At 69.0% G+C, this 24,370-nt stretch carries 17 protein-coding genes; 8 read left to right on the plus strand and 9 right to left on the minus strand.

Translation table 11 applies throughout. From position 1 onward, the window contains the following. Positions 1–154: 154 nt before the first annotated feature. Positions 155–1,570 (plus strand): ABC transporter permease, encoded by a 1,416-nt coding sequence (locus tag ET475_RS09585; RefSeq protein WP_242497584.1) that lies wholly within the window; start codon positions 155–157, stop codon positions 1,568–1,570. Between the two features lie 607 nt (positions 1,571–2,177). Here ET475_RS09585 and ET475_RS09590 read toward each other — a convergent pair. Further along, complete coding sequence (locus tag ET475_RS09590; protein ID WP_129389156.1) at positions 2,178–2,666, minus strand: hypothetical protein; 489 nt, start codon at positions 2,664–2,666, stop codon at positions 2,178–2,180. 49 nt (positions 2,667–2,715) lie between these two features. Between ET475_RS09590 and ET475_RS09595 the strand changes: the two genes are divergently transcribed. Next, positions 2,716–3,333 (plus strand): 2-phosphosulfolactate phosphatase, encoded by a 618-nt coding sequence (locus tag ET475_RS09595; RefSeq protein WP_129389159.1) that lies wholly within the window; start codon positions 2,716–2,718, stop codon positions 3,331–3,333. A 192-nt stretch (positions 3,334–3,525) separates the two neighbouring features. Here ET475_RS09595 and ET475_RS09600 read toward each other — a convergent pair whose 3' ends face one another. The 4 genes from ET475_RS09600 to ET475_RS09615 form a co-directional block, all read right to left on the minus strand. Then, the gene (locus ET475_RS09600) at positions 3,526–4,014 is read right to left on the minus strand and encodes a SprT-like domain-containing protein (protein ID WP_129389162.1); all 489 of its coding nucleotides are present in this window, start codon (positions 4,012–4,014) and stop codon (positions 3,526–3,528) included. A 29-nt stretch (positions 4,015–4,043) separates the two neighbouring features. Then, positions 4,044–4,571: a hypothetical protein gene (locus ET475_RS09605; RefSeq protein WP_129389166.1), complete on the minus strand. Its 528-nt coding sequence runs from the start codon at positions 4,569–4,571 to the stop codon at positions 4,044–4,046. 152 nt (positions 4,572–4,723) lie between these two features. Next, the gene (locus ET475_RS09610; RefSeq protein WP_129389169.1) at positions 4,724–5,107 is read right to left on the minus strand and encodes a hypothetical protein; all 384 of its coding nucleotides are present in this window, start codon (positions 5,105–5,107) and stop codon (positions 4,724–4,726) included. Positions 5,108–5,553: 446 nt separating this feature from the next. Beyond that, positions 5,554–6,102 carry a hypothetical protein gene (locus ET475_RS09615; RefSeq protein ID WP_129389172.1) on the minus strand — a complete coding sequence of 183 codons (549 nt, stop codon included), beginning with the start codon at positions 6,100–6,102 and terminating at the stop codon, positions 5,554–5,556. 734 nt (positions 6,103–6,836) lie between these two features. On the opposite strand from ET475_RS09615, the gene ET475_RS09620 reads away from it, so the two are divergent. Next, entirely contained in the window at positions 6,837–10,028 is a 3,192-nt protein-coding gene (locus tag ET475_RS09620) for an ATP-binding protein (RefSeq protein WP_129389176.1), read from the plus strand. Between the two features lie 27 nt (positions 10,029–10,055). Here ET475_RS09620 and ET475_RS09625 read toward each other — a convergent pair whose 3' ends face one another. From ET475_RS09625 to ET475_RS09635, 3 genes are all read right to left on the minus strand, one after another. Further along, the gene (locus ET475_RS09625) at positions 10,056–10,880 is read right to left on the minus strand and encodes an ABC transporter permease (RefSeq protein WP_129389179.1); all 825 of its coding nucleotides are present in this window, start codon (positions 10,878–10,880) and stop codon (positions 10,056–10,058) included. Continuing rightward, a complete protein-coding gene (locus ET475_RS09630) occupies positions 10,877–11,866 on the minus strand; it encodes an ATP-binding cassette domain-containing protein (RefSeq protein WP_129389182.1) in 990 nt (329 codons plus the stop codon). Before ET475_RS09630 ends, ET475_RS09625 begins: the two co-directional genes overlap by 4 nt. Before the next feature lie 68 nt (positions 11,867–11,934). Next, on the minus strand, positions 11,935–12,801 hold the full coding sequence (locus tag ET475_RS09635) for a spermidine synthase (protein WP_129389186.1): 867 nt from the start codon (positions 12,799–12,801) through the stop codon (positions 11,935–11,937). Between the two features lie 147 nt (positions 12,802–12,948). Here ET475_RS09635 and pxpA point away from each other — a divergent pair, with 147 nt between their 5' ends. The 4 genes from pxpA to rpoC all read left to right on the plus strand — a co-directional run bounded on the left by pxpA (position 12,949) and on the right by rpoC (position 23,110). Then, entirely contained in the window at positions 12,949–13,704 is a 756-nt protein-coding gene (gene pxpA, locus ET475_RS09640; RefSeq protein ID WP_129389189.1) for a 5-oxoprolinase subunit PxpA, read from the plus strand. After that, complete coding sequence (locus ET475_RS09645) at positions 13,698–15,419, plus strand: 5-oxoprolinase subunit B/C family protein (protein WP_129389192.1); 1,722 nt, start codon at positions 13,698–13,700, stop codon at positions 15,417–15,419. Before pxpA ends, ET475_RS09645 begins: the two co-directional genes overlap by 7 nt. A 274-nt stretch (positions 15,420–15,693) precedes the next feature. After that, positions 15,694–19,188, plus strand: a complete 3,495-nt coding sequence (rpoB, locus tag ET475_RS09650) for a DNA-directed RNA polymerase subunit beta (protein ID WP_129389195.1) — start codon at positions 15,694–15,696, stop codon at positions 19,186–19,188. A gap of 46 nt (positions 19,189–19,234) precedes the next feature. Further along, complete coding sequence (gene rpoC, locus ET475_RS09655; protein WP_129389198.1) at positions 19,235–23,110, plus strand: DNA-directed RNA polymerase subunit beta'; 3,876 nt, start codon at positions 19,235–19,237, stop codon at positions 23,108–23,110. Between the two features lie 65 nt (positions 23,111–23,175). Here rpoC and ET475_RS09660 read toward each other — a convergent pair whose 3' ends face one another. Then, a complete protein-coding gene (locus tag ET475_RS09660) occupies positions 23,176–23,535 on the minus strand; it encodes a hypothetical protein (protein WP_129389201.1) in 360 nt (119 codons plus the stop codon). Positions 23,536–23,728: 193 nt separating this feature from the next. Here ET475_RS09660 and ET475_RS09665 point away from each other — a divergent pair, with 193 nt between their 5' ends. After that, positions 23,729–24,346 (plus strand): hypothetical protein, encoded by a 618-nt coding sequence (locus ET475_RS09665; RefSeq protein WP_129389204.1) that lies wholly within the window; start codon positions 23,729–23,731, stop codon positions 24,344–24,346. Positions 24,347–24,370: the final 24 nt, after the last annotated feature.

Raw genomic sequence — 24,370 nt, forward strand, 5'->3', positions numbered from 1 at the left:
GGGGAGCCCCGGTCGTTGGGGGAGCTCCGGTCGTTGGGGGAGCTCCGGTCGTTGAGCGAGACGCGGTCGGTGAGGGAGCCCCGGCCGTTGAGCGAGCGGAGCGAGTCGAAACGACCCAGCCGCCCACTCCCGCCGCGAACGAATCGGTCTCGGCATGAACGGCCACTGGCTGCGCGAGCGGGGGATGGGCGCCAGTATCCTCGTCTCTGCCATCTCGACCGCATTCGGTGTCGTGCTCATCTCGGCGACCGGGTACATCGGAGCCTTGCTGAAGGCCGATCCGTACGTCGGCGAGAGCGCCACCCTGGCCTTCGTGCTCGGATTCATCACCTTCGTGCTCGTGGGGCTGGCCGTCTACGTGGCAGCCATCGTCACAGCGAACACGTTCTCGACCGTGGTTGCCGGGCGCACCCGCCAGATAGCACTGCTGCGCCTCATCGGCGCTTCGGCGCGCTCACAACGGGCGCAGGTGGCGCGCCAGGGGCTCGTGGTCGGCAGCATCGGCGCCCTGGTCGGTCTCATCGTGGGTGTCGCGGGCTCGTTCGCGGGCATCGCTCTGGCTGCGCGGCTGCTGGGCATCGGGGATGTGTCATACGACGTGGCCCGCCCGGCGCTGCTGGTGCCCGCGCTCATCGTCGCTCTCACGACCTGGGCGGCTGCCTGGGTGGGGTCGCGGCGCGTGCTCACTGTGACGCCTCTGCAGGCCTTGGGGTCGTCGACCGAGGCCAGCCGCGAGCAGGTGGTGCGCCGCACCGCACGCAACGCCACGGCGATAGTGCTCGTGGGCGTCGGCGCGCTGCTGTTGGCGGGCGGCATCGTGCTCGGCCTGGTCAGCCCGCTCGGTGTGGTCGTCGCCTTCGCCGGCGGTGTGCTCTCGTTCACCGGTATCGCGCTGGGGGCCGCGCTTTTCATGCCGCCGTTGCTGCGGCTGACCGGGCGCCTGTTCGGGCGCTCGGCCGTCGCGAGACTGGCGTCTGAGAACGCGCTTCGCTATCCCGAGCGCTCGAGCCGCATGGCCATCGGCGTCGTCATTGGGGTGACGCTGGTGACGATGTTCGCGGTGGCCCTCGAGTCTGCCAAGAGGGCGATGACGGCAGCGGCCGGGGGCACCCTGCCGCCGGAGCTGAGCGCGCCGCTCGATGCCTTCGCCGGTGTGATGATGGCGCTGGTCGGCGTCTCGGCCGTGATCGCCGCGGTGGGGCTCGTCAACCTGCTCACGCTGGGTGTGGTGCAGCGGCAGCGGGAACTCGGGCTGCTGCGCGCGCTGGGTCTGTCGACCGGGCAGGTGCGCCGGGTGGTGCTGCTCGAAGCCGCCCACGTCACCATCACTGCTGTGGTCACCGGCGTCGTGCTCGGGATCGCCTACGGCTGGGCCGGGGCGCAGTCACTGCTGGGAGCGGTGGCCGCCAACCCGAACCAGGAGAAAGCGGGCCTGGTCTGGCCGGCGATTCCGGTGCCCGTCGTCGTTCTGATCGTCGTGGCCACGGCCGTGCTCACGCTTGTGGCGGCCGTGGTGCCCACCCGGCTGGCCACCCGCGTCTCGCCGATCGAAGCGCTCGCCGCCGCCTGAGAACCCCGGATGCCGCGCCGTGGCTTCGGGCGCGGCATCCGGTCGTTCTGCTGTGCGCGTGGGCGTGGGCGTGGTGTGGGTGTGGGCTGCGGCGCCGAGCGTGTCACAGAAGGTGTGGGTCCCCGCGGCTGGATGTCGCCTTTTCTGTGACACGGCACTCGGGTGCGTCACAGAAGGTGTGGGTGCCGCGGCTGGAGGCAGCCGCTTCTGTGACACGGCCCTCGGGAGCGTCACAGGAGTTGTGGGGCGCCGCGGCTGAAGGTGGCCTTTTCTGTGACACGGCCGTTGGTGGGTCCCAGTGCCCGGTGCCCGGTGCCCGGTTCTTGCTGCTCCCGGTGCCCGGTTCTTGCTGCTCCCGGTGCTCACTGCTCGGTGCTCGGTGTGTCACAGAAGGTGTGGGTGCCGCGGCTGGATGTCGCCTTTTCTGTGACACGGCCCTCGGGTGCGTCACAGAAGGTATGGGATGCCGCTGCTCGAGGTCGCCTCTTCTGGGACACGCTCACAGGCTCACAGGCTCACCTAGACGCTCACGCTCACGCTCACGCTCACGCTGACGCTCACGCTCCTGCGCACCCTTTCCGCGCCTCCGCGGCCCGAGGCAGAGCGGTCAGTCGCCCGGATCGTGCGCCCACGTGGGAGCGAGCGCGCGGATGCGCCCGGCGCGCCACTGCCAGATTGTCCACAGAACAGGCCAGAGCGCCGGAGCCGCACGCCCACCGATGACAAGGCGCTCGCGCCACAGCGTGCGGGCGGGCGCGCCCGGTGCCGGGCTGACTGCCATCTGGTGATCCCACACGTCGAGCGCCGCCAGCGGCCCGGACAGCGGTATCCCGGTGTCGCGCAGAATGCGCACCTGCTGCCCATTGTGCTCGCGCACCACCTCGCTGATGTCGATCAGCTGCCGCCCGAGCGGCACCGGTCCCAGCGCAAGGTCGACGACGGCGTCGTCGCCGGGCGTCCACGATGTCGGCAGGGAGTCGAGGGATGCGAGCGTGACGAAGGGACCGTCGAGTTCGGCGAGAGCGCGAGGCGAGTGCAGTGCTCGCCATGCGGCATCCGCGTCGCAGTCGACCTCGAACCTGAGCATGATCCGCATACCGGCAGTCTCTCGCAGGAATCGCCCATCGTCACCGTAGGCTGTGCGGGTGCCGGTCTTTGATCAGTCTTTCTACCAGGTGCGCCTCGAGTGGGGCATCGACGGCCTGGCTCGCCTGCAGCCGGCCGATGTCGTCGTGGTCGTCGATGTACTGCGCTTCACGACAGCGGCCGCGGATGCCGCATCCCGCGGAGAGTCCCTCCCCTTGGATCATTCCGGCTCGGTCAACGGAGCACCACTGGCGGCCGCGGCGACCGGCGCACTGGTGATGGCGGGCAGCCTGCGCAATGCCGGCGCGGTCGCGCGCAGGATCTTCGCCGAGCAGCAGCGGCGGGGTGGCCGGGTCACCGTGGCCGTGCTGCCGGCGGGGGAGCGGGCAAAGGATGCCGCCGATGCCATTCGCTTCGCGATCGAGGATCAGCTCGGTGCCGGCGCCATCATCGCCGCACTTTCGGACCTGGGCATCGACCACATCTCGCCCGAGGCGGCGGTGGCGTGCGAGTCGTTCCGTGCGCTGCGCGGCGCCGTGCGGCATCTGCTGACGGCGAGCGGGTCGGGCCAGGAGCTGATCGAGCGCGGGCTGCGCGACGACGTGCTGCACGCGGCCGAGCTCGACGCCGTCGATGCCGTCCCGGTGCTGCGCGAGGGCGCGTTCGGGCCCGCTTGAACGTCAGGTGCCTCGAGGCTCTGGTCGGCGGGGCGGGTATCAGCGAGACGGGAATCAGCGGGGCGGGTATCAGCGGGTGCGGGCATCGGCCCTGGCGAGGTCGTCAGCGACTGGGCTGCGACGTCGCCGGGCGGGTGTCGCCGGGCGGACGTCGCCGGGCGGACGTCGCAGCGCGGGTGTCGGCGGGGCCCGTCAGCGCGGGGCAGCTGCTGCCAGCCTCGTCGCGGGCGTGATGTCGCGGTGCGTCCAGGTGAACAGATACCGCCTGTCGAATCGGCGGGCGCATTTCACGCACGACATCTCGTGCACCGGTCGGCGGTGCCGGTAGGCGACGTGCCCGGCCGGACACACGCCCACCCACGGCGCCAGCTCGGTGGCCGTCTCGCCATGATGCGTGGTGCCACCCACGTACCCGAGCTCGCGTGCGACCCGCTTCCATGCCGCACCATGGCCGGCCTCGTGACCGGCCAGCGCGTGCGCCACCTCGTGCAGCAGCGTCTGGTGGTTCTCGTCGTCGTCGTGGCGCGCAGCCAGGTAGCGTGACACGCTGATGCGCTTGCGGTTGTAGTCGCAGAGCCCGGCGCGCCGCTTCGCATTGTCGAAGCCGAACGTCCACGACCCATCGAGGTGCAGGGCGATGAGTGCGTCTGCCCAGGCGCGCACTCGCTGGAGATCTGACATATCGAAAGGCTAGAACGTACCTACGACACTCAGACGGCGATGGATGCCTCGGCGGCACGCCGCTCTGCGGCATCCACCGCCAACAGCGTCGACTGCAGCTGGTCTTCGGGAGCCCCCGCGCCCTGGCGCAGGAACAGCGCGCGCTTGAAGTCGGATCGCGCGGCGTCGTAATCGCGGGCGTCGTAGTGCACCTTGCCGCGGTGCTGGTACGCGAAGGCGGCGATCGCGGGCCAGTCCTGGCCCTCGGCCTCGGCGGCGCAGGTCGTGATCTCGGCGGCCGCGGCGTCGTAAGCTCCGCGGAACTGCAGGATCGTGGCATGCAGGATGCGTGCGCGCAGGAGATCTTTGCGCGTACCGGCCATACGGGCTTGGCGCACGGCGTCTTCGGCGACCGTGAGTGCCTCGTCGAGGCGATCGAGTACCTTCAGCAGCCACACGCGCTCGAGCAGGGCGGGCAGGCTGCGCTGACCGCCGATCTCTTCGAGGCGTTCCTGGCACTGGCGCGGGTCGACGACCTCTCGCAGAGTCTCGGGGTCGTACCCCTGGATGTAACTCACCGTCGACTCCCTTCACGCGCGGTGCATCCAGTGTGCCTGACGGGAGCTGGGGGAGCGGTCAGCGTCACCGCGTGTCCGCTGCTCTGCGTTGCGATGACCCGGCGGTGAGGGTGTGCTGGCGACGGAAGCCCTCGGTGCGCAGACATGATCGTTCAGCAGCCCGGCCCGGTGGGGTCTTCGTCGCAGGTGTGGGCGACGAGGGCGGTGTGCGCCTCATAGATGCGGATGCTCTGGGCCGAACTTGCCGCAGCGATGTAGCCGGCCACGGGCCGCCAGATGCCGTCTCCGAAATTGACCTCAGGCGAGTAGAAGACCGTGACACTGGCCGGATATTCGCCGCGGTCGCTGTATGCATGGCTGGTCGGGGTCGGCGTGAACTGGGGGTCGCCCGTCGAGGTCCAGCTGCGCCCACCGGTGTCGGTGGTCGTGGTGGAGCCGTCGCCGTAATCGAAGGTGAAGTGGTGCGGGCTGAATCGGACGGCGACCGCGAAGTCGAAGAGTGTGCCCTGCACAGTGTGGGTGGTGGTGTCGACCACGAGATTGACGGGCAGGCCAGCGACGCCGATGTGGTCGGGCTCGGTGTTCAGCTGCGGGGTGTCGGGTCGGAACGAAGCCAGGTCGTCGATCGTGACAGCGGGAATTGTGCGACGGGCCGGGGTGGGTGTCGGGGTGGGTATCGGGCTGGTCGATGTGCAGGGCTCGGCGAGCGAGACGCACTCGTACGCGACGGGAGTGCGTACGGCAGGTGGGGCTTCTGCGTGCTGTTGAGGCGTATTCCTTGTCGACCCGCGCTCGCTCGTGTTGTCGTGGTGTGTGCTCGTCGTGTGTCCGGGCGTGGTTTGCGTGCCAGAGATGACGAGGCTTTGATCCGAAGTCGAATTGGGGGCTTGACATTTTTTTTGCACGATGAGGCAGGAGCGCGCGGGTTGATGCCCGGGCTGTACGGCAGGCGCCGTAAGCAGGCTGCTGAGTGTGAGGGCAACTAGGAAGATGACTCGCATGAAGGTCCCTCTTCACGCCCATCGACCTGCGCAATGGCCCATCCTGTCGGCGTCGACGTTGAGCGATTAAATGTGATGAGTAGCGATTGCATGTTCCCGCGGTCTTGGTCAACCATCGATGCGCCTTCGCCATCCTCGATGGTGACGTCGCTCACATCAGCACACGCATTTACTCGTAGCTCCAAAGCAGTACCCATAGCGGTATCGGCGGGTTGGATCAGCGTCACAACTGTGGTGCCGTTCATCGTCCATCCATCCGCATGCATTGTCGTGAATGCCTCTTTATCGGTGGCGAGTGCGTCTCCGGTCTCCCAGACGTAAAGGTCCTCGAAGGTGGCCGGGTCGCTCAGGTCGACATTGTTGAGCGCGTCGACGTATGCGCGGTAAGTCTTCTCAGCAGCAGCGAATGCCTCAGCCTCGCTGGCGAACGGGGCGGTCGGGCTCGGTGTCGGGTCGGGCTCGGGCGCGCAGCCCGCAAGGAGAACGCCGGCGCACGCGAGCGTGGCGACTAAGACGAGACGACGAAACACAAGCCCACCGTAGCGACTTCAGAGCAGTTGCCGCGGGAGTTATCCACAGGCGTGCGAGTGATGAGGCCCGCGGCATCCATACGCGTCGGGGTTGCGCTGCCCGATTCTGCGTTCGCGGGTGAGAATTGCATGCGCGGATGCTGATTGGATGCGCGTGGGCGCCGAGGTGGTGTCGAGAGGGGGCGCGGTCGCAGAACGGGGGCACGGATGCGGAATGCGGGCGCGGTCGCGGAATGGGGTGGCGTGGCGGTCTCTCGCGGGTGCGTGTCGGGTCTGCGCTGCCCGATTCTGCGTTCGCGGGTGAGAATTGCATGCGCGGATGCTGATTGGATGCGCGTGGGCGCCGAGGTGGTGTCGAGAGGGGGCGCGGTCGCGGAATGCGGGCGCGGATGCGGAATGCGGGCGCGGATGCGGAATGGGGTGGCGTGGCGGTCTCTCGCGGGTGCGTGTCGGGGTTGCGCTGCCCGATTCTGCGTTCGCGGGTGAGAGATGCATGCGCGGATGCTGATTGGATGCGCGTGGGCGCCGAGGTGGTGTCGAGAGGGGGCGCGGTCGCAGAACGGGGGCGCGAACGCAGAATGGGATGGCGCGGCGGTCCCTTGAGCGTGCGCCCGCGGCTCGCGCTGCCCGATTCTGCGTGCGCGCCCGAGAAACACATGCGCGGGCGCAGATTCGATACGGGTGAGCCGCCTGACCCAAAGCAACGCATCGGTGACGATCGCTAGGCTCGCTCTGTGACAGAAGGCGGCTTGCGCGCGGCGGTCCTGGGCCCGGTGACGGTCGAGGCGCAGCGCGGCCACGTCGAGCTGAGCGGGCCGAACGCCCGGGCGCTGGTGGCCGCACTCGTTCTCGCGGGTGGCACAATACGCAGCGCCGACGCCCTCGCCGACGACATCTGGGGCGACGATCCGCCGAAGAACCCGCGGGCGGCGCTGCAGACGCTGGTCTCGCGCGTCCGCGCGGCGGCGGGGTCTGAGGCGGTGCGCAGCCTGCCCGGCGGCTATGCGCTGGGCGACGCCGAGACCGACCTCGCCGAGGCCGCGCGCCTTCTCGATGGTGCCGCGGCCTCCGACGATGCGCTCCCCGCCCTCGATAAGGCCCTTGCGCTCTGGCGTGGCGAACCGGGTGCTGATCTTGAGCCCGCTCCGGTTGCGGTGGCGGTCGCGGATGCCGCATCCACCCTGCGTTCAAGGCTCGACACCGCGCGGGCTGAGGCACTGAGCGCTGCCGGGCGCGTCGATGAAGCGGTCGCCTCATTGAGCGCTCGCGCGGCGGCGCACCCGTACGACGAGGCCGCGCACGCGCAGCTCATGCGCACCCTCGCCGATGCCGGTCGCACGGCTGAGGCGCTCAGCGTGTTCGCCGAGCTGCGCGCTCGCCTGCGCGACGACCTGGGCGCGGACCCGGGCGAGGATATCGCGCAACTGAACGCCGCCTTGTTGCGTGGCGATCCCGCGCGGACCCGCGTGCGCATCGGCCTGCAGGCGGCGCCGAACGAACTGCTCGGGCGCGGCGCCGATCTGGCCGCCGTGGCGGCTCTGCTCGACCACTCGAGGGTCGTCACCGTCTTGGGCACGGGAGGGCTGGGCAAGACCCGTCTCGTGCAGGCGGTGGCCGCGGCATCCCACGCTCCCGCCGTCGTGATGGTGCCGCTGGCCGGCGTGCGCGCCGACGACGACGTCGCCCCCACGATCGCAACGGTGCTCGGCATCAGCGAGGCCTCTCCGGGCGGCCGGCTCGCCGACATCGGGATGCGCCCCGACCTGCGCGCGCGTGTGATCGGGTTGCTGGGCGAACAGCAGGCCCTCGTGGTGCTCGACAACTGCGAGCAGGTGATCGACGGCGTCGCCGGGTGGGTGGCCGACATGCTCGCGTCGGTTCCGTCACTGCATGTGCTCACGACCAGTCGCACGCCCTTGGCGATGGCCGGCGAAGCCGTGTACCCGCTTGCTCCGCTCGCGCTCGACGAGACGGGCGAGGCGCCGGCCGTGCAGTTGTTCCTGGAACGGGCTCGCGCGGTGCGGCCCGGCGCATCCCTTCCCATCGACGTGGTCACGCGGTTGTGCACCCACCTGGACGGATTGCCGCTGGCCATCGAGCTCGCCGCTGCGCGCGTGCGGACGATGACGCCCCAGCAGATCGAGCAGCGCCTGCAGGACCGGTTCGCGCTGCTGACCACCGGCGACCGCACCGCGCCCGAGCGCCATCGCACGCTCGAGGCGGTGATCGGCTGGAGCTGGGATCTGCTCGACGACCAGGCGCGCCGGGCCATGGTCGTGCTCGCGGTGCTGCCCGACGGGTTCGGCGCCGACACCGCCGCGGGCGTGCTCGGCGAGCCCGTCGACGACGTCATCGACCGGCTCGTGTCGCAGTCGCTGCTGCTGGTCGCCGAGAGCCGCGTCGGGCACGTGCGATTCCGGATGCTCGAAACGATCCGCGAATACGCGCTGGCGCGGCTGGCCGACGAGCCGGATGGCATCGAGTCAGCGTGGGACCGCGTCACGTCGTGGGCGTGGCGTTTCAGCGTGGAGCGCCTCAACCGCGCGTTCGAGAGGGAGACGCACGCCGAGATCCGTGACGAGCATGCGAACCTCATAGCGGTGCTGCGGCGGGCGATAGATCGCGGCGACGATGAGACGACCATCCTGCTCTTCGCGCTGCTCGCACAGACCTGGATGGTGATGGGGGCGTTCACCGAAATGGCGTCGTTCGCCTTGGCGGCGTTCGAGGTGGTCCAGCGCGCCCGCGAGGGCCGGGTTCCGGTCGAGGCTCTCGTGACGACGCTGATCGTCGCCACTTTCGTCGGGCAGGCAGAGGCGGGCGCCCCGTCCCTGCGGTTCATCGCCCGCATCCGGATTCTGCGGCGCCGGCATCCTGACATGAATGAACCCATCGGCGCGTTCGCCGGGGCCCTCATCGACATCCTGGCCGCGGGCATCGCCGGCGGGGTGGATGCCGTGAACGGGGTGTTGCAGACGATGGCGGCCTCGTCGCACCCCGCGACGCAGCTGGTCGGCGAGACGCTCATGTCGCAGTTCGCCGAGAATGAGGGGCGTCCCGAAGTCGCGTTGGCCAGTTCGCTGCGGTCGTGGGAGCTCGCACGTGCCTCGGGCGCGGAGTGGTTCGCCGCGATGGCGGCGTCATCTGTGGCGCAGCTGGCCAGTCAGACCGACCAGCCGGCGCTCGCCCTGGAGTGGCTGGATCGCGCGGATCGAGGGTACGAGCTCTTCGGCGCCGCTCAGCAGCAGCATCAGATCGCGTGGCTTCGCGGGACGAATCTGGTCACTCTCGGCGATATCGCCGCCGCGCGCGAGGTCTTTGCGGCGCTGGCGGCCTCGAACGAACTGACCGAGGACGGCCTGGAGACAGCATCCATCGGCGTCTACGGCCTGGCCGAGACGGCCCGTCGGGAGGGGGATCTGGATGCCGCGGCTGCACACTTCGACCGCGCGCTGAGCCTGTTCTCGTCATCGCCGCAACGCGGATCGCCGTGGTATCAGATGATGATGGCCGGGGCGCTGTCGGCCGTCGTATTCGACGGGCTGCTCACACCCGAGCGGCGGAACGCGTGGGCACGGCGGCTGCGCACCCGCACTCTCGCCGTGATGCGGCAGCGGCAGGGCCCGGGCATGGCAGACCATCCGGTGCTGGGCACCGTGCTGATGGGCTGGTCGGCGTGGGCGCTGCAGGAGGCCGGCGACGAGCGGGGCCTGGAGGCCCTCGTGCTGGCGGAGCGGCTGGGTGCGCGGCAAGATCTGTGGAGCCTGCGCTGGCAAGAGCACGAGGCCCACGCCGTCGGGCTCGTCGGCGCCGAACGGCTCGAGGCCGCGCGGGCAGCGGCATCCACTCTCTCGCACGACCGGCTGCTGCCGCGCGCGCTGGACCTTCTGCGACGGGCCGGAGATGCGACCAGGCCCGCGCCCTGAGTCAGGACGCGGGCCTGGAAGCGCGGGTCAGGCCTTGCGCATGTACGCCCGCACGGTCAGCGGCGCGAAGATCGCCACGATGACGGCGGCACCGAGCAGCGAGATCCAGGCGTCGCCGGTGATGGCGCCGTTGTTGGCGAGCTCGCGCACCGCGGTGACCAGGTGCGACACCGGGTTGACGTTCACGAACCACTGCAGCCAGTCGGGCATCGTCGACGGGTCGACGAAGGCGTTCGAGAAGAACGTCAGCGGGAAGAGCACGATCATCGAGATGCCCTGCACGCTGCCGGCGGTGCGGGCGATCACGCCGAAGAAGGCGAAGATCCAGCTGATCGCCCACGAGCAGACGATGACCAGGATGCCGGCGAGCACGACGTTCCCGATGCCGCCGGCCGGGTGATACCCCATCACGAAGCCCATCACGAAGGTGAGCGTGGTTGCGATCGCATACCGTACGGTGTCGGCCAGCAGCGCGCCCGACAGCGGCGCAATGCGCGCGATGGGCAATGAGCGGAACCTGTCGAACACGCCCTTGTCCATGTCTTCGCGCAACTGCGTTCCGGTCACGACCGAGGTCGTGATCACCGTCTGCACGAGAATGCCCGGAATCAGCACCGGCAGATAGTTCTGCACGTTGCCGGCGATGGCGCCGCCGAACAGGAACGCGAACATCAGTGTGAAGATGATCGGCTGCACCGTGACATCCACGAGCTGTTCCGGGGTGCGACGGATCTTGACGAGTCCGCGGTAGGCCATGGTGAAGGTGTTGGCCAGCGTCTGGGTGATGCTGATGCGGTTCTTCAGTTCGCGATCGTTCGCGGGGACGATGCGGGTGGCGGTGAGGGTGGTCATGCCGACACCTCTTCTTTCTGGGCGACGTCGGCCTGGTCGGCTGCGTCGTGTCCGGTGATGGTGAGGAAGACTTCGTCGAGCGTGGGCTTCTGCACGCTCATCTCGGTGATGTGGATGCCCGCCTCGCGCAGGGTGATCAGAAGCTCGGCGACGCGGTCGGCGTCGGCCATGGGCGCGGTGATGCGGGATGCCTCCGGGGAGAGGGTTCCGGTCACGCCGAGCACGCGCTCGATGGCACGGAGGGCATCGGAGGTGTCGGCCGCATCGGCCAGGCGCAGCTGCAGGCTCGAGGTGCCCACCGACGACTTGAGTTCGTCGGCGGTGCCCTCGGCCACCACGCGGCCGCGGTCGATGACCGCGATGCGATCGGCCAGCTGGTCGGCTTCGTCGAGGTACTGCGTGGTCAGCACGACCGTCGACCCTGTCGCGACGAGCTCGCGGATGGTGTCCCACATCTGGCCGCGGGTGCGCGGGTCCAGACCTGTGGTCGGCTCGTCGAGGAAGATCAGCGGAGGCTGTGCGATGAGGGATGCCGCCAGGTCAAGGCGTCGGCGCATGCCGCCCGAGAACTTCTTCAGCGGCCGGCGCGCGGCATCCGTCAATCCGAACCGCTCCAGCAGATCGGTCGACTTCGCGCGCGCCTCAATGCGGGAGAGCCCGAGCAAGCGGCCGAAGATGACGAGGTTCTCGGTGGCCGAGAGTGTCTCATCGACCGAGGCGAACTGGCCCGTGACGCCGATCAGCTGACGCACGATGTTGGGCTCGCGCACCACGTCGTGACCGAAGATGCGGCCGGAGCCGCCGTCGGGACGCAGGAGCGTGGCGAGCATGTTGATGGTGGTGGTCTTGCCGGCGCCGTTGGGACCGAGCACTCCGTAGACGGTCCCGGTCTTCACTCGCAGATCGACGCCGTCGACCGCGCGGTTGGAACCGAAGACCTTCACGAGGGAGTCGGCCTCAACGGCCCATTCGGTGGAAGTTGTCATGTGACAAGCATCCACACCCGCACTTTCATGGCTCTGTCGTCGCGCTGTCGCGTGCTGTCGGAGGCTGTCTACCGTTCGAACAGCGACGACTTCGGCGCCGGCGACGGCCGTGCCGCGGCATCCGTCACCGGAGCCAGCGCACCGGCGAACTCGTCGATCTCGCGGCCCTGGGCGACCTTCGCCGGGTGAGGGCCTGCGGCCATCAGTCGCGGCAGCCACTGCGTGGGCAGCTCGGTCGCCGAGGCCGCGATCACGAGGTTGCCGAACCGGCGACCCTTGAGCGTCTGCACCTCGGCGAGCACTATCACGTGCTCGAGCACCGCGCGCACGGTGGCCACCTGCTGTCGGGCGAAGGCGAGTCCGGCGCCGTCGGCGACGTTGACCAGCAGCACCCCCGTCGGTGCGAGCAGGTGGGATGCCGCGCGGTAGAACTCCACCGAGGTGAGGTGTGCGGGCGTCTGGGCGCCGGCGTAGACATCCGAGACCACGAGATCGACAGCGCCGGTCAGAGCGGGCGGCAGCCGGTCGAGCCCCGCCCGGGCATCGCCGATGCGCACGCGGATCGCGGCGTTCTTCGGCAGCGGCAGGTGCTCGCGCACGAGGTCCCACAGCGCGGGTTCGAGTTCGATCACCTGCTGGCGCGAGCCTGGCCGGGTGTGCGCGATGTAGCGCGGGATGGTCAGGGCGCCGCCACCCAGGTGCACGGCGGTGAGCGGCTGGCCGGGCAGGTGCAGCTGGTCGATGACCGCGCCCATGCGCGCGACGTATTCGAAGTGCAGGTGGGTCGGATCGTCCAGGTCGACGTGCGACTGGGGCGTGTCGCCGACCATCAACTCGAAGCCGCTCGTATACGGGCTGGGCACGATGCGGGCGAGGGTGCCGTCGCTCAGCCGTGCCTGCGGCGCGTCTTGGTCGCGCGCTCTCGTTCTGCCCACGGCGACCACGGTACCCGGGTGAGGCGTTCAGAACTCATCCCCTCCGTGCGCGAAGCGCGCACAATCGGCCCGGAACCGGCCCGCGCGGCCCGGATGAGATGAGTTCTGAGCATGCCGCCGCCGACTCTGCGGCGCTACCGTGGGCATATGGGCGCGATCGACCTCAACGCCGACCTCGGTGAGACCATCGACGGCCTGCCGACGGCCGACGACGAGGCGATGTTCGCGCTGATCTCCAGCGCCAGCATCGCCTGCGGTGCCCATGCGGGTGATGCGGCCTCCATGCACGCCGCCGCCGCGCGCGCGGCGCGCACCGGCGTGGCGATCGGTGCCCATCCGTCCTTTCCCGACCGCGCGAACTTCGGCCGTCTCGTGGTGAGAATGGATGCCGCAGACCTGCGCGCCACCGTGGCCGAACAGCTCGCCGCACTCGAGGGCGCCGGTGCCGACATCCGCTATGTCAAGCCGCACGGGGCGCTGTACCACGCCGCCGGCGCCGACCCCGAGCAGGCCGAGGCCGTTGCCGCCGCAGTCGCCGAGCTGAGCGAGCGGCTCGGCCGCGGCATCCCGGTTCTCGCACAGGGAGAAGCGCTCGCCGCCGCCGCTGCTGCCATCGGCCTGCCGTTCTACCGTGAGGCGTTCCTCGACCGCGGCTACCGCGCCGACGGCACTCTCGTGCCGCGCGGTGAACCCGGCGATCTGCTGCACGACCCCGATGCCGTCGCCGAGCGCGCACTGCGGCTGGCCCGTGCCGGCGACGTCGATGCCGTGGACGGCACCGTTGTGGGAGTGGACGCCGTCTCGTTCTGCCTGCACGGCGACACCGCGGCCTCGCTGCAGCTGGCCCGCGCGGTACGCGCGGCGCTGGATGCGGCCGGCGTGGAGGTGCGGGCGCCGTGGTGACGATCCTGCCGTTCGGCGACCGCGCTCTGCTGGCCGAGACCGCTCCCGGCGAGGCGCTCGCGCTGCACGCTGGGCTGGCGACATCCCGCCCCGACGGCGTCGTCGACATCGTGCCCGGCGCCCGCACGGTGCTCGTGCGCGTCGACCCCCGGGCCCTGCCACTGTCGGCCGTGCACGCGTGGATCGAGCGCACCGCCGAGGCGCCGGGAGAGGATGCCGCAGCCTGTGCCCCGCGCACCGTCGAGCTGGACATCGCCTACGACGGCCCCGATCTCGCCGACACGGCTGGGCTGCTCGGGGTGAGCGTCGAGGCACTGGTGGCGCAGCACCGCGACACCGCCTGGACGGTGGCGTTCACCGGCTTCGCGCCGGGATTCGGATACCTTCTCGGCGACGGGTGGCCGTTCGATGTGCCGCGGCTCGACGACCCGCGCACGCGCGTGCCCGCCGGCGCGGTGGGGCTGGCGGGGGCGTATTGCGGCGCGTACCCGCGCGCGACGCCGGGCGGATGGCGGCTTATCGGCACGACGCGTGCACGGCTGTTCGATCCGGACGCCGCCGACCCGGCACTGCTCACACCCGGCACCCGGGTGCGGTTCGTCGAAGCGGAGGTCGGGGGGCCCGGCGCGGGCGGCGGCGGCGGCGCGGGCGGCGCGGCCGGTGACGCCGGCGCGGGCGGCGCGGCCGGTGACGCCGGTGCGGGCGGCGCGGCCGATGACGCCGGCGCGGGCGGCGCGGCCGGTGGCGTGCAGAACTCAGCCGACATCGACGCCATCCGGCACCAAGAGGCCGTTTCCGGGGCAGGGGCGACGAGATCGACGGAGTTCTGGACGGCGAGCGGGCCTGGCCCGGCATTCGAGGTGATCGAGCCGGGGCTGCGCACCACGGTGCAGGACCTCGGCCGGCCCGGCCACGCGAGCATCGGCATCGCGGCATCGGGCGCGCTGGATCGCGCGGCGCTGCGCGCCGCAAACCGGCTGGTCGGCAACACCGAGGGCGCCGCCGGCCTTGAGATCACGATGGGCGGCCTGCGCGCCGTCGCCCGGCGCGACTTGTGGATAGCGTTGACCGGGGCATGGGGGCCGATCTCGATCGGCGGCCGCGATGTCGACCCCGACGAGGCACTGGAGTGGCCGTCGGGCGTCGAACTGGCCGTCGGGTGGGCCGCGCATGGCGCACGCACCTACCTGGCGGTGCGCGGCGGGATCGCTGCGCCGGTCGTCGCCGGCTCACGGTCGACCGACATCATGGCCGGACTCGGCCCCGCGCCGCTGCAGGCGGGCGCTGTCGTGGCCACCGCGGATGCGGCATCCGGGCCTGTTCCGCCCGCCGAACCGGTGATGGCGATGCCGCCGCCCGACCAGCTCGCGCTCCCGCTCGCTCCCGGTCCGCGCTCCGACTGGTTCACGGCATCCGCCCGCCGCACGCTCTTCGACACGGTCTGGACCGTCAGCGACCGTGCCGACCGGGTCGGCATGCGGCTGGAGGGTCCGGTGCTCGATCGGGTTCGCGCGGGCGAGCTTCCCAGCGAGGGCATGCTCCCCGGTGCGATGCAGGTGCCGCCCGACGGCCGACCGACGGTCCTGCTGGCCGATGGACCGGTCACGGGCGGGTATCCGGTGATTGCGGTGGTGGTGGATGCCGCGCTCGATGCGCTCGCGCAGGCGCGACCGGGTACCCGCATCCGGTTCCGACACGCCCACCCGCCGCCCTGAGGCTGCCGGCTCGCGGTTATACCGCAGGATGTGAAACTCGTCAAGAATCCGACTGGACATGGCGCGTCGGAAGACATATAGTTGGTAGTTGCGCTCTGGTTCCCCTTGCCTTCATATGGTGGTCGGCTGTGCCTGTGTGCCCCCGCTGGTTCCCGATGGACTCGTCATGAGCATCCGATGGGCGGCGACGTGAGGCGCTCAGGGTTCGGGGATGAGTGCGCGCCACCTGTCGACAAGGAACCGAAGCCCGCCCGGGCTCATGGAGGTTATCCCCTTGGCTGCTGCGCCCAACGCATCCAACCCCACCACCCCCAAGAACGGCCGCGGAGCATCCCGCCTCTCGTTCGCCAAGATCTCCGACACGCTGACCGTCCCCGATCTGCTCGCACTGCAGACGGAGTCGTTCGACTGGCTCATCGGCAGCGAGGCCTGGAAGGCCCGCGCCGCCGAGTCCAAGGCCGCCGGTCGCTCCGACATTCCGGAGTTCAGCGGTCTGGAGGAGATCTTCGAGGAGATCTCACCCATCGAAGACCTCAGCGAGACGATGCAGCTGAGCTTCACGAACCCGTACCTCGAGCCGGAGAAGTACTCGATCGAGGAGTGCAAGGAGCGCGGCAAGACGTACGCCGCGCCGCTGTACGTCGAGGCCGAGTTCATGAACCACCAGACCGGTGAGATCAAGACCCAGACGGTCTTCATGGGCGACTTCCCGCTCATGACCGACAAGGGCACGTTCATCATCAACGGCACCGAGCGTGTCGTCGTCTCGCAGCTGGTGCGTTCGCCGGGCGTCTACTTCGACAAGACCCCCGACAAGACCAGTGACAAGGACATCGTCTCGGCGCGGGTCATTCCCAGCCGCGGCGCCTGGCTCGAGTTCGAGATCGACAAGCGCGACCAGGTCGGCGTGCGCATCGACCGCAAGCGCAAGCAGTCGGTGACGGTGTTCCTGAAGGCACTGGGCCTGTCCAGCGAAGACATCCTCACCGAGTTCGCCGGCTTCGACTCCATCGAAGACACCCTGAGCAAGGACACCATCCTCACCCAGGAAGAGGCGCTGCGCGACATCTACCGCAAGCTGCGTCCGGGTGAGCAGGTGGCCGCCGAGGCGGCCCGCAGCCTTCTGGACAACTACTACTTCAACCCGAAGCGCTACGACCTCGCCAAGGTCGGCCGGTTCAAGATCAGCCAGAAGCTGGGTCTGGAGGCGCCGCTGAGCGCCTCGGTGCTTAGCCGCGACGACATCGTCGCGACGATCAAGTACCTGGTGCGCCTGCACCGCGGCGACACGACCTTCACCGGTCGTCGTGGCGGCAAGGACGTCGAGATCCGTCTGGGCACCGACGACATCGACAACTTCGGCAACCGGCGCATCCGCGCGGTGGGCGAGCTCATCCAGAACCAGGTGCGCACGGGCCTGTCGCGCATGGAGCGCGTGGTCCGCGAGCGCATGACCACGCAGGACATCGAAGCGATCACCCCGCAGACCCTGATCAACGTGCGTCCCGTCGTGGCGGCGATCAAGGAGTTCTTCGGCACGTCGCAGCTGTCGCAGTTCATGGACCAGAACAACCCGCTCGCGGGTCTGACCCACAAGCGCACGCTGTCAGCGCTGGGCCCCGGTGGCCTGTCGCGTGAGCGGGCCGGCGTCGAGGTGCGTGACGTGCACCCATCGCACTACGGCCGCATGTGCCCGATCGAAACCCCGGAAGGCCCGAACATCGGCCTGATCGGGCGTCTGGCGACGTTCGCCCGGATCAACTCCTTCGGTTTCATCGAGACGCCGTACCGCAAGGTCGTCGACGGCAAGGTCACCGACCAGATCGACTACCTCACCGCGACCGAGGAAGAGGACTTCATCGTCGCGCAGGCCAACGCGCCCCTGAAGGCCGACGGCCGCTTCGCCGAAGACCGGGTCCTTGCCCGCCAGAAGGGCGGCGAGGTCGACCTGGTGCATGCCGAGGAGATCGGCTACATGGACGTCTCCCCGCGCCAGATGGTGTCGGTGGGTACCTCGATCATCCCGTTCCTCGAGCACGACGACGCGAACCGCGCGCTCATGGGCGCGAACATGCAGAAGCAGGCCGTTCCGCTGCTGCGCAGCGAGGCCCCTGTGGTCGGCACCGGTATGGAGGGCTACATCGCCATCGACGCCGGTGACGTGATCACCGCGCAGAACGCCGGTGTGGTCGCCGAGGTCTCGGCCGACAAGGTGACGGTGCAGCTCGACGAGGGCGGCATCCAGGAGTACTACCTGCGCAAGTTCGACCGCTCGAACCAGGGCACCTGCTACAACCAGCGCGTGGTCGTCTCGGCCGGTGAGCGCGTCGAGGTCGGCGAGGTCATCGCCGACGGCCCGGCCACCGAGAGCGGTGAGCTGGCGCTGGGCAAGAACCTGCTCGTCGCGTTCATGACGTGGGAGGGCTACAACTACGAAGACGCGATCATCCTCAGCCAGAACCTGGTCAAGGACGACACGCTCTCCTCGATCCACATCGAGGAGTACGAGGTCGATGCCCGCGACACCAAGCTCGGCAAGGAGGAGATCACCCGCGACCTGCCCAACGTGAGTCCGGACCTTCTCAAGGATCTCGACGAGCGCGGCATCGTGCGCATCGGCGCCGAGGTTCGCCCCGGCGACATCCTGGTCGGCAAGGTCACCCCGAAGGGCGAGACCGAGCTGTCGGCCGAGGAGCGCCTGCTGCGCGCGATCTTCAACGAGAAGAGCCGCGAAGTGCGCGACACCTCGCTGAAGGTGCCCCACGGTGAAGAGGGCACGATCATCGCGGTCAAGGAGTTCAACGCCGAAGAGGGCGACGACGAGCTCGGCAACGGCGTGAACCGTCGTGTCGTGGTCTACATCGCCCAGAAGCGCAAGATCACCGCCGGTGACAAGCTCGCCGGTCGCCACGGCAACAAGGGCGTCATCTCGCGCATCCTGCCGGTCGAGGACATGCCATTCCTCGCCGACGGCACGCCGGTCGACGTCATCCTCAACCCGCTGGGCATCCCGGGCCGCATGAACTTCGGCCAGGTGCTGGAGACCCACCTCGGGTGGATCGCCAAGACCGGCTGGAAGGTCGAGGGCGACCCGGAGTGGGCCAAGGGACTCCCCGCCGACGCGCGCGAGGCCGCGCCCGGCACCAAGGTGGCCACCCCGGTGTTCGACGGCGCGCACGAGGAAGAGATCGCGGGTCTGCTCGACTCGACCCTTCCCACACGCGACGGCGACCGCCTGATCGACGCCAGCGGCAAGACGACACTGTACGACGGTCGCAGCGGCGAGCCCTTCCCGGCTCCGATCTCGGTCGGCTACATGTACATCCTGAAGCTGCACCACCTGGTGGACGACAAGATCCACGCCCGCTCGACCGGCCCGTACTCGATGATCACGCAGCAGCCGCTGGGTGGTAAGGCGCAGTTCGGTGGTCAGCGCTTCGGTGAGATGGAGGTGTGGGCCCTCGAGGCCTACGGTGCCGCCTACGCGCTGCAGGAGCTGCTGACGGTGAAGTCCGACGACATCCTCGGCCGCGTCAAGGTGTACGAGGCGATCGTCAAGGGCGAGAACATCCCCGAGCCCGGCACGCCCGAGTCGTTCAAGGTGCTCATGAAGGAGATGCAGTCGCTCTGCCTGAACGTCGAGGTGCTCTCGGCCGACGGCACCGCGGTCAACCTCCGCGACACCGACGACGAGGCGTTCCGCGCAGCGGAGGAGCTCGGCATCAACATCTCCAGCCGTTTCGAGACCTCGTCCATCGACGAGATCTGATCCGGCCAGGCCCACACACACTTTTTCAAGGCACACAGGAGAAAACGTGCTCGACGCAACAACTTTCGATGAGCTTCGCATCGGCCTGGCCACCGCCGACGACATCCGTCGTTGGTCCTACGGTGAGGTCAAGAAGCCCGAGACCATCAACTACCGCACGCTCAAGCCCGAGAAGGACGGTCTGTTCGGCGAGCAGATCTTCGGGCCCAGCCGCGACTGGGAGTGCGCCTGCGGTAAGTACAAGCGTGTCCGCTTCAAGGGCATCGTCTGCGAGCGCTGCGGCGTGGAGGTCACCAAGAGCTCCGTCCGCCGCGAGCGGATGGGCCACATCGAGCTGGCCGCCCCGGTCACCCACATCTGGTACTTCAAGGGTGTCCCCTCGCGCCTGGGGTACCTGCTGGACATGGCCCCCAAGGACCTCGAGAAGGTCATCTACTTCGCCGCCTACATGGTCATCTCGGTCGATGAGGAGGCGCGTCACCGCGACCTTCCCACGCACGAGAACAACCTGCGCCTGGAGATGAAGACCATCGCCGACCGGCGCGACGCGCGCGTGGCCGCCCGCCTCCAGAAGCTGGAGGAGGACCTCGCCGCCCTCGAGGCCGAAGGCGCCAAGGCCGACCAGAAAAAGAAGACGAAGGACGCCGCCGAGAAGGAGATGGCGTCGGTTCGCAAGAACGCCGACGAGCAGATCGCCCGTCTCGAGCGCGTCTGGGAGGACTTCCGCACCCTCGAGGTGGGCGCCCTCAAGCCTGAGGACGACGTCTTCCACGAGCTGCAGGACCGCTTCGGCCAGTACTTCGAGGCCTACATGGGCGCCGAGTCGATCCAGCGCCGCCTGCAGGCGTTCGACCTGGCCGCCGAGTCGGAGAGCCTGCGCCTGCAGATCTCCGAGGGCAAGGGCCAGCGCAAGATCCGTGCGATCAAGCGTCTGAAGGTCGTCAACTCGTTCCTGTCGACCGGGATGAGCCCCGCCTCGATGGTTCTCGACGTCGTTCCGGTGATCCCGCCCGAGCTGCGCCCCATGGTGCAGCTCGACGGTGGCCGCTTCGCGACATCCGACCTCAACGACCTGTACCGCCGCGTGATCAACCGCAACAACCGCCTTCGTCGCCTGATCGATCTCGGTGCTCCCGAGATCATCGTGAACAACGAGAAGCGGATGCTGCAGGAGGCCGTCGACGCGCTGTTCGACAACGGCCGTCGCGGCCGCCCGGTCACCGGTACCGGCAACCGTGCGCTCAAGTCGCTCTCTGACATGCTCAAGGGCAAGCAGGGCCGGTTCCGTCAGAACCTGCTCGGCAAGCGCGTGGACTACTCGGGTCGTTCGGTGATCATCGTCGGCCCGACGCTGAAGCTGCACCAGTGTGGTCTGCCCAAGACGATGGCGATCGAGCTGTTCAAGCCGTTCGTGATCAAGCGCCTGATCGACCTGGGTCACTCGCAGAACATCAAGGCCGCCAAGCGCGCCGTCGAGCGCATGCGTCCCGAGGTCTGGGACGTGCTCGAGGAGATCATCCGCGAGCGCCCCGTGCTGCTCAACCGCGCCCCCACGCTGCACCGTCTGGGCATCCAGGCGTTCGAGCCCCAGCTCGTGGAGGGCAAGGCCATCCAGCTGCACCCGCTCGTGTGTGCGGCGTTCAACGCCGACTTCGACGGTGACCAGATGGCCGTGCACCTGCCGCTGTCGGTCGAGGCTCAGGCCGAGGCTCGCATCCTCATGCTGGCCTCGAACAACATCCTCAAGCCGTCGGACGGCCGCCCGGTGACCCTGCCCTCGCAGGACATGATCATCGGTCTGCACTACCTGACCACGCTCAAGGAGGGCGCGGCCGGCGAAGGCCGGGTGTTCGGTTCGGTTGGCGAGGCCATCCTCGCCCGCGACGAAGGCACGCTCGACCTGCAGGCGAAGGTACGCATCCGCATTCCGGGTCTGGCCTTCCTCGAGGGCGAATCGCCCGAGGGGTACGAGACCCACGGCCTGGTGGACACCTCGCTGGGTCAGGCGATCTTCAACGACGCGCTGCCCAAGGGCTACCCGTTCGTGCGCGAGCAGGCGGACAAGGGCAAGCTCAGCCAGATCGTGAACAAGCTGGCCGAGGAGTACCCGAAGGTCACCGTGGCCGCCGCCCTCGACGCGATCAAGGACGCCGGCTTCTACTGGGCCACCCGGTCGGGCGTGACCGTCGCAATGAGCGACATCCTCACCCCGCCGAGCAAGGCCGCGATCATCGGTGAGCACGAGAAGCGCGCCGCCAAGGTGCAGAGCCAGTACGAGAAGGGTCTGACCACCGACGCCGAGCGCCGGCAGGAGCTCATCAAGATCTGGACCGAGGCCACCGACGAGGTGCAGAAGGCGATGCGGGACAACTTCCCGGCCGAGAACACCATCAACCGCATGGTGTCGTCGGGCGCCCGTGGTAACTGGCTGCAGATCCGCAACATCGCGGGTATGCGCGGCCTGGTGAACAACCCCAAGGGTGAGATCATCCCGCGCCCGATCATCTCCTCGTACCGCGAGGGGCTGAGTGTGGCCGAGTACTTCATCGCCACGCACGGTGCCCGCAAGGGTCTGGCCGACACCGCTCTGCGCACCGCCGACTCGGGCTACCTGACCCGTCGCCTCGTTGATGTGTCGCAGGACGTCATCATCCGTGAGGACGACTGCGGCACCAGCAAGGGTCTCGAACTGCCGATCGCGGCAGCCGGTGCCGACGGCACGCTCGTGCGCGACGCGAACGTCGAGAACTCGGTGTTCTCGCGCACGCTTGCCACCGATGTCGTCTCGGAGTCGGGTGAGGTGCTCGCCGAGGCGGGCTCTGATGTCGGCGACGTGCTGATCAACCGCCTGATCGAGCTGGGTGTGACCAGCATCAAGGTGCGCTCGGTGCTCACCTGTGATTCGGCTGTCGGTGTCTGCGCGCAGTGCTACGGCCGTTCGCTTGCCACGGGCAAGCTCGTCGACATCGGCGAGGCGGTGGGCATCATCGCCGCCCAGTCGATCGGCGAGCCCGGCACGCAGCTGACCATGCGCACCTTCCACACGGGTGGTTCGGCGTCGGCTGACGACATCACCCAGGGTCTGCCGCGTGTCACCGAGCTGTTCGAGGCGCGCACGCCCAAGGGTGCGTCGCCGATCGCCGAGTCGGACGGCCGCGTCACGATCGACGAGACCGAGAAGACCCGCAAGGTCATCCTGACCCCCGACAACGGCGACGAGCCGCACGTCTACCCGGTCCTCAAGCGTGCGACCCTGCTCGTGGAGGACGGCCAGCACGTGACGGTCGGCCAGCCGCTGCAGGTGGGCACGCTCGACCCGAAGGAGATCATGCGCGTGCAGGGCGCCCGCGAGGTGCAGAAGTACCTCGTCAACGGCGTTCAGGGCGTGTACCGCTCCCAGGGTGTGCCGATCCACGACAAGCACATCGAGGTCATCGTTCGCCAGATGCTGCGCAAGGTCACCGTCGTCGACCACGGCGAGACCACGCTGCTTCCGGGTGAGCTTGTCGACTCGCGTCGCTTCATCGACCGCAACCGTGCGTCGGTGGCCGAGGGCAAGCGCCCCGCGTCGGGTCGTCCCGAGCTGATGGGTATCACCAAGGCGTCGCTTGCGACCGAGTCGTGGCTGTCGGCCGCGTCGTTCCAGGAGACGACGCGCGTGCTGACCCAGGCCGCGATGGAGGGCAAGAGCGACCCGCTCGTGGGCCTGAAGGAGAACGTGATCATCGGAAAGCTGATCCCCGCCGGCACCGGACTCACCAAGTACCGGAACGTCGTGGTGGAGGCGACCGAAGAGGCAAAGAGCGAGCGGTACCCCAACCGCATCTTCGCCTCGGACGGCGCCTACAGTGACGCCGACCTGAGCTACGTCGACTTCGACAGCTTCTCGACCGACGACTACACCCCGGGTACGTACAACTGACGCACCCGTTCCAGGAAGGCCCTCGGCATGCGCCGGGGGCCTTCCTCGTGTGCGCCCGCCTCGCGTCAGCGAGCGCGAAGCAGACCCGGAGCGGGACCCTCGAGCCGGGCGACCGAGATCTTCACCTCGACGAGTTCTGAACGCACCTGCGTGAGGCCGTGGGCGAGGTCGATGACCTGCTGACTGACCTGCTCGAATCGCTTGTCGACCTGCTCGAATCGCTTGTCGACCTGCTCGAATCGCTTGTCGACCTGTTCGAATCGCTTGTCGACCTGTTCGAATCGCTTGTCGACCTGTTCGAATCGCTCGTCCATGCGCTGCGTCAAGCGTGACTCGAGACCGTGCATCATCCGGCTTCCGGCACCGATGATCGCGGCGACGCCGACGGCGATGGTCACCAGAGTCGCCATAGTCTCCAGGCTCACGATCATGCCTCCATTCTCACGCGAAGCAGCGCGGGTGTCACCTACCTTAGGTCGGCCCCCAGACGTCCCACCCACGAACGAGGCACATCTGTGGACAACTCGCGCACGAGTCATCCTGTGGAGGAAACGGCGCGCCGGAGCGGCGAGGCCGAGTGTCGGATCCCCCGCGTAGCGTGGAGCCGGGGAGGAAGCGATGATCGGGGGACGCAACGGCTGGATCGCCTGGCCGGTGGGCATTTTGTGCCTGGGGGTGGTGGGCGGTCTGGTGTGGCTGGCCGCGCCCGGCGTTCCCGGGGCCGTGCAGTTCGTGAGCGACATGCTGCGCACCGGCAGCGCACAGGCCGCCGGCGGCAGTGCGACGCCGCAGCCGATCGAGAGCATCGGCACCGCGGCAGACGACGACTGCCGTTCGCTGTACCCCGATGGGCTGTGGGCTGCCCTGACCTGGCAGTCGCGCACTGTGCTCAACCAGTCGCAGAAGCCCCCGGCGACCTCGGCCGAAGCCGTGCGCGATGCGCTCGCGCCCGAGGTGCTCATGACGTGCGCGTGGCGCAACGACGATGGCGGCACCGTCACCACCACGCTCTCGCGAGTGGATGCCGCGGCCGCCACGATCGCAGGCGAGGCGTTCTCGAGCTCGGGGTTCTCCTGCACCGCGCTGCCCGGTTCGGTCGTACGCTGCACGAAGACCGCCGGTGACACCGTCGAAGACGACGTCGTGGCGGGCGGAATGTGGCTGTCGACCACGGCCGAGGCGTGGCATCCCGATGGCTACACCGACGCCCTCGTCCAGCGGCTCTGGCCGCGGTGAGCACCCGGCGCTCACGCCGTCGGT

This window comes from Microbacterium protaetiae, from assembly GCF_004135285.1.
Lineage (GTDB): Bacteria > Actinomycetota > Actinomycetes > Actinomycetales > Microbacteriaceae > Microbacterium > Microbacterium protaetiae.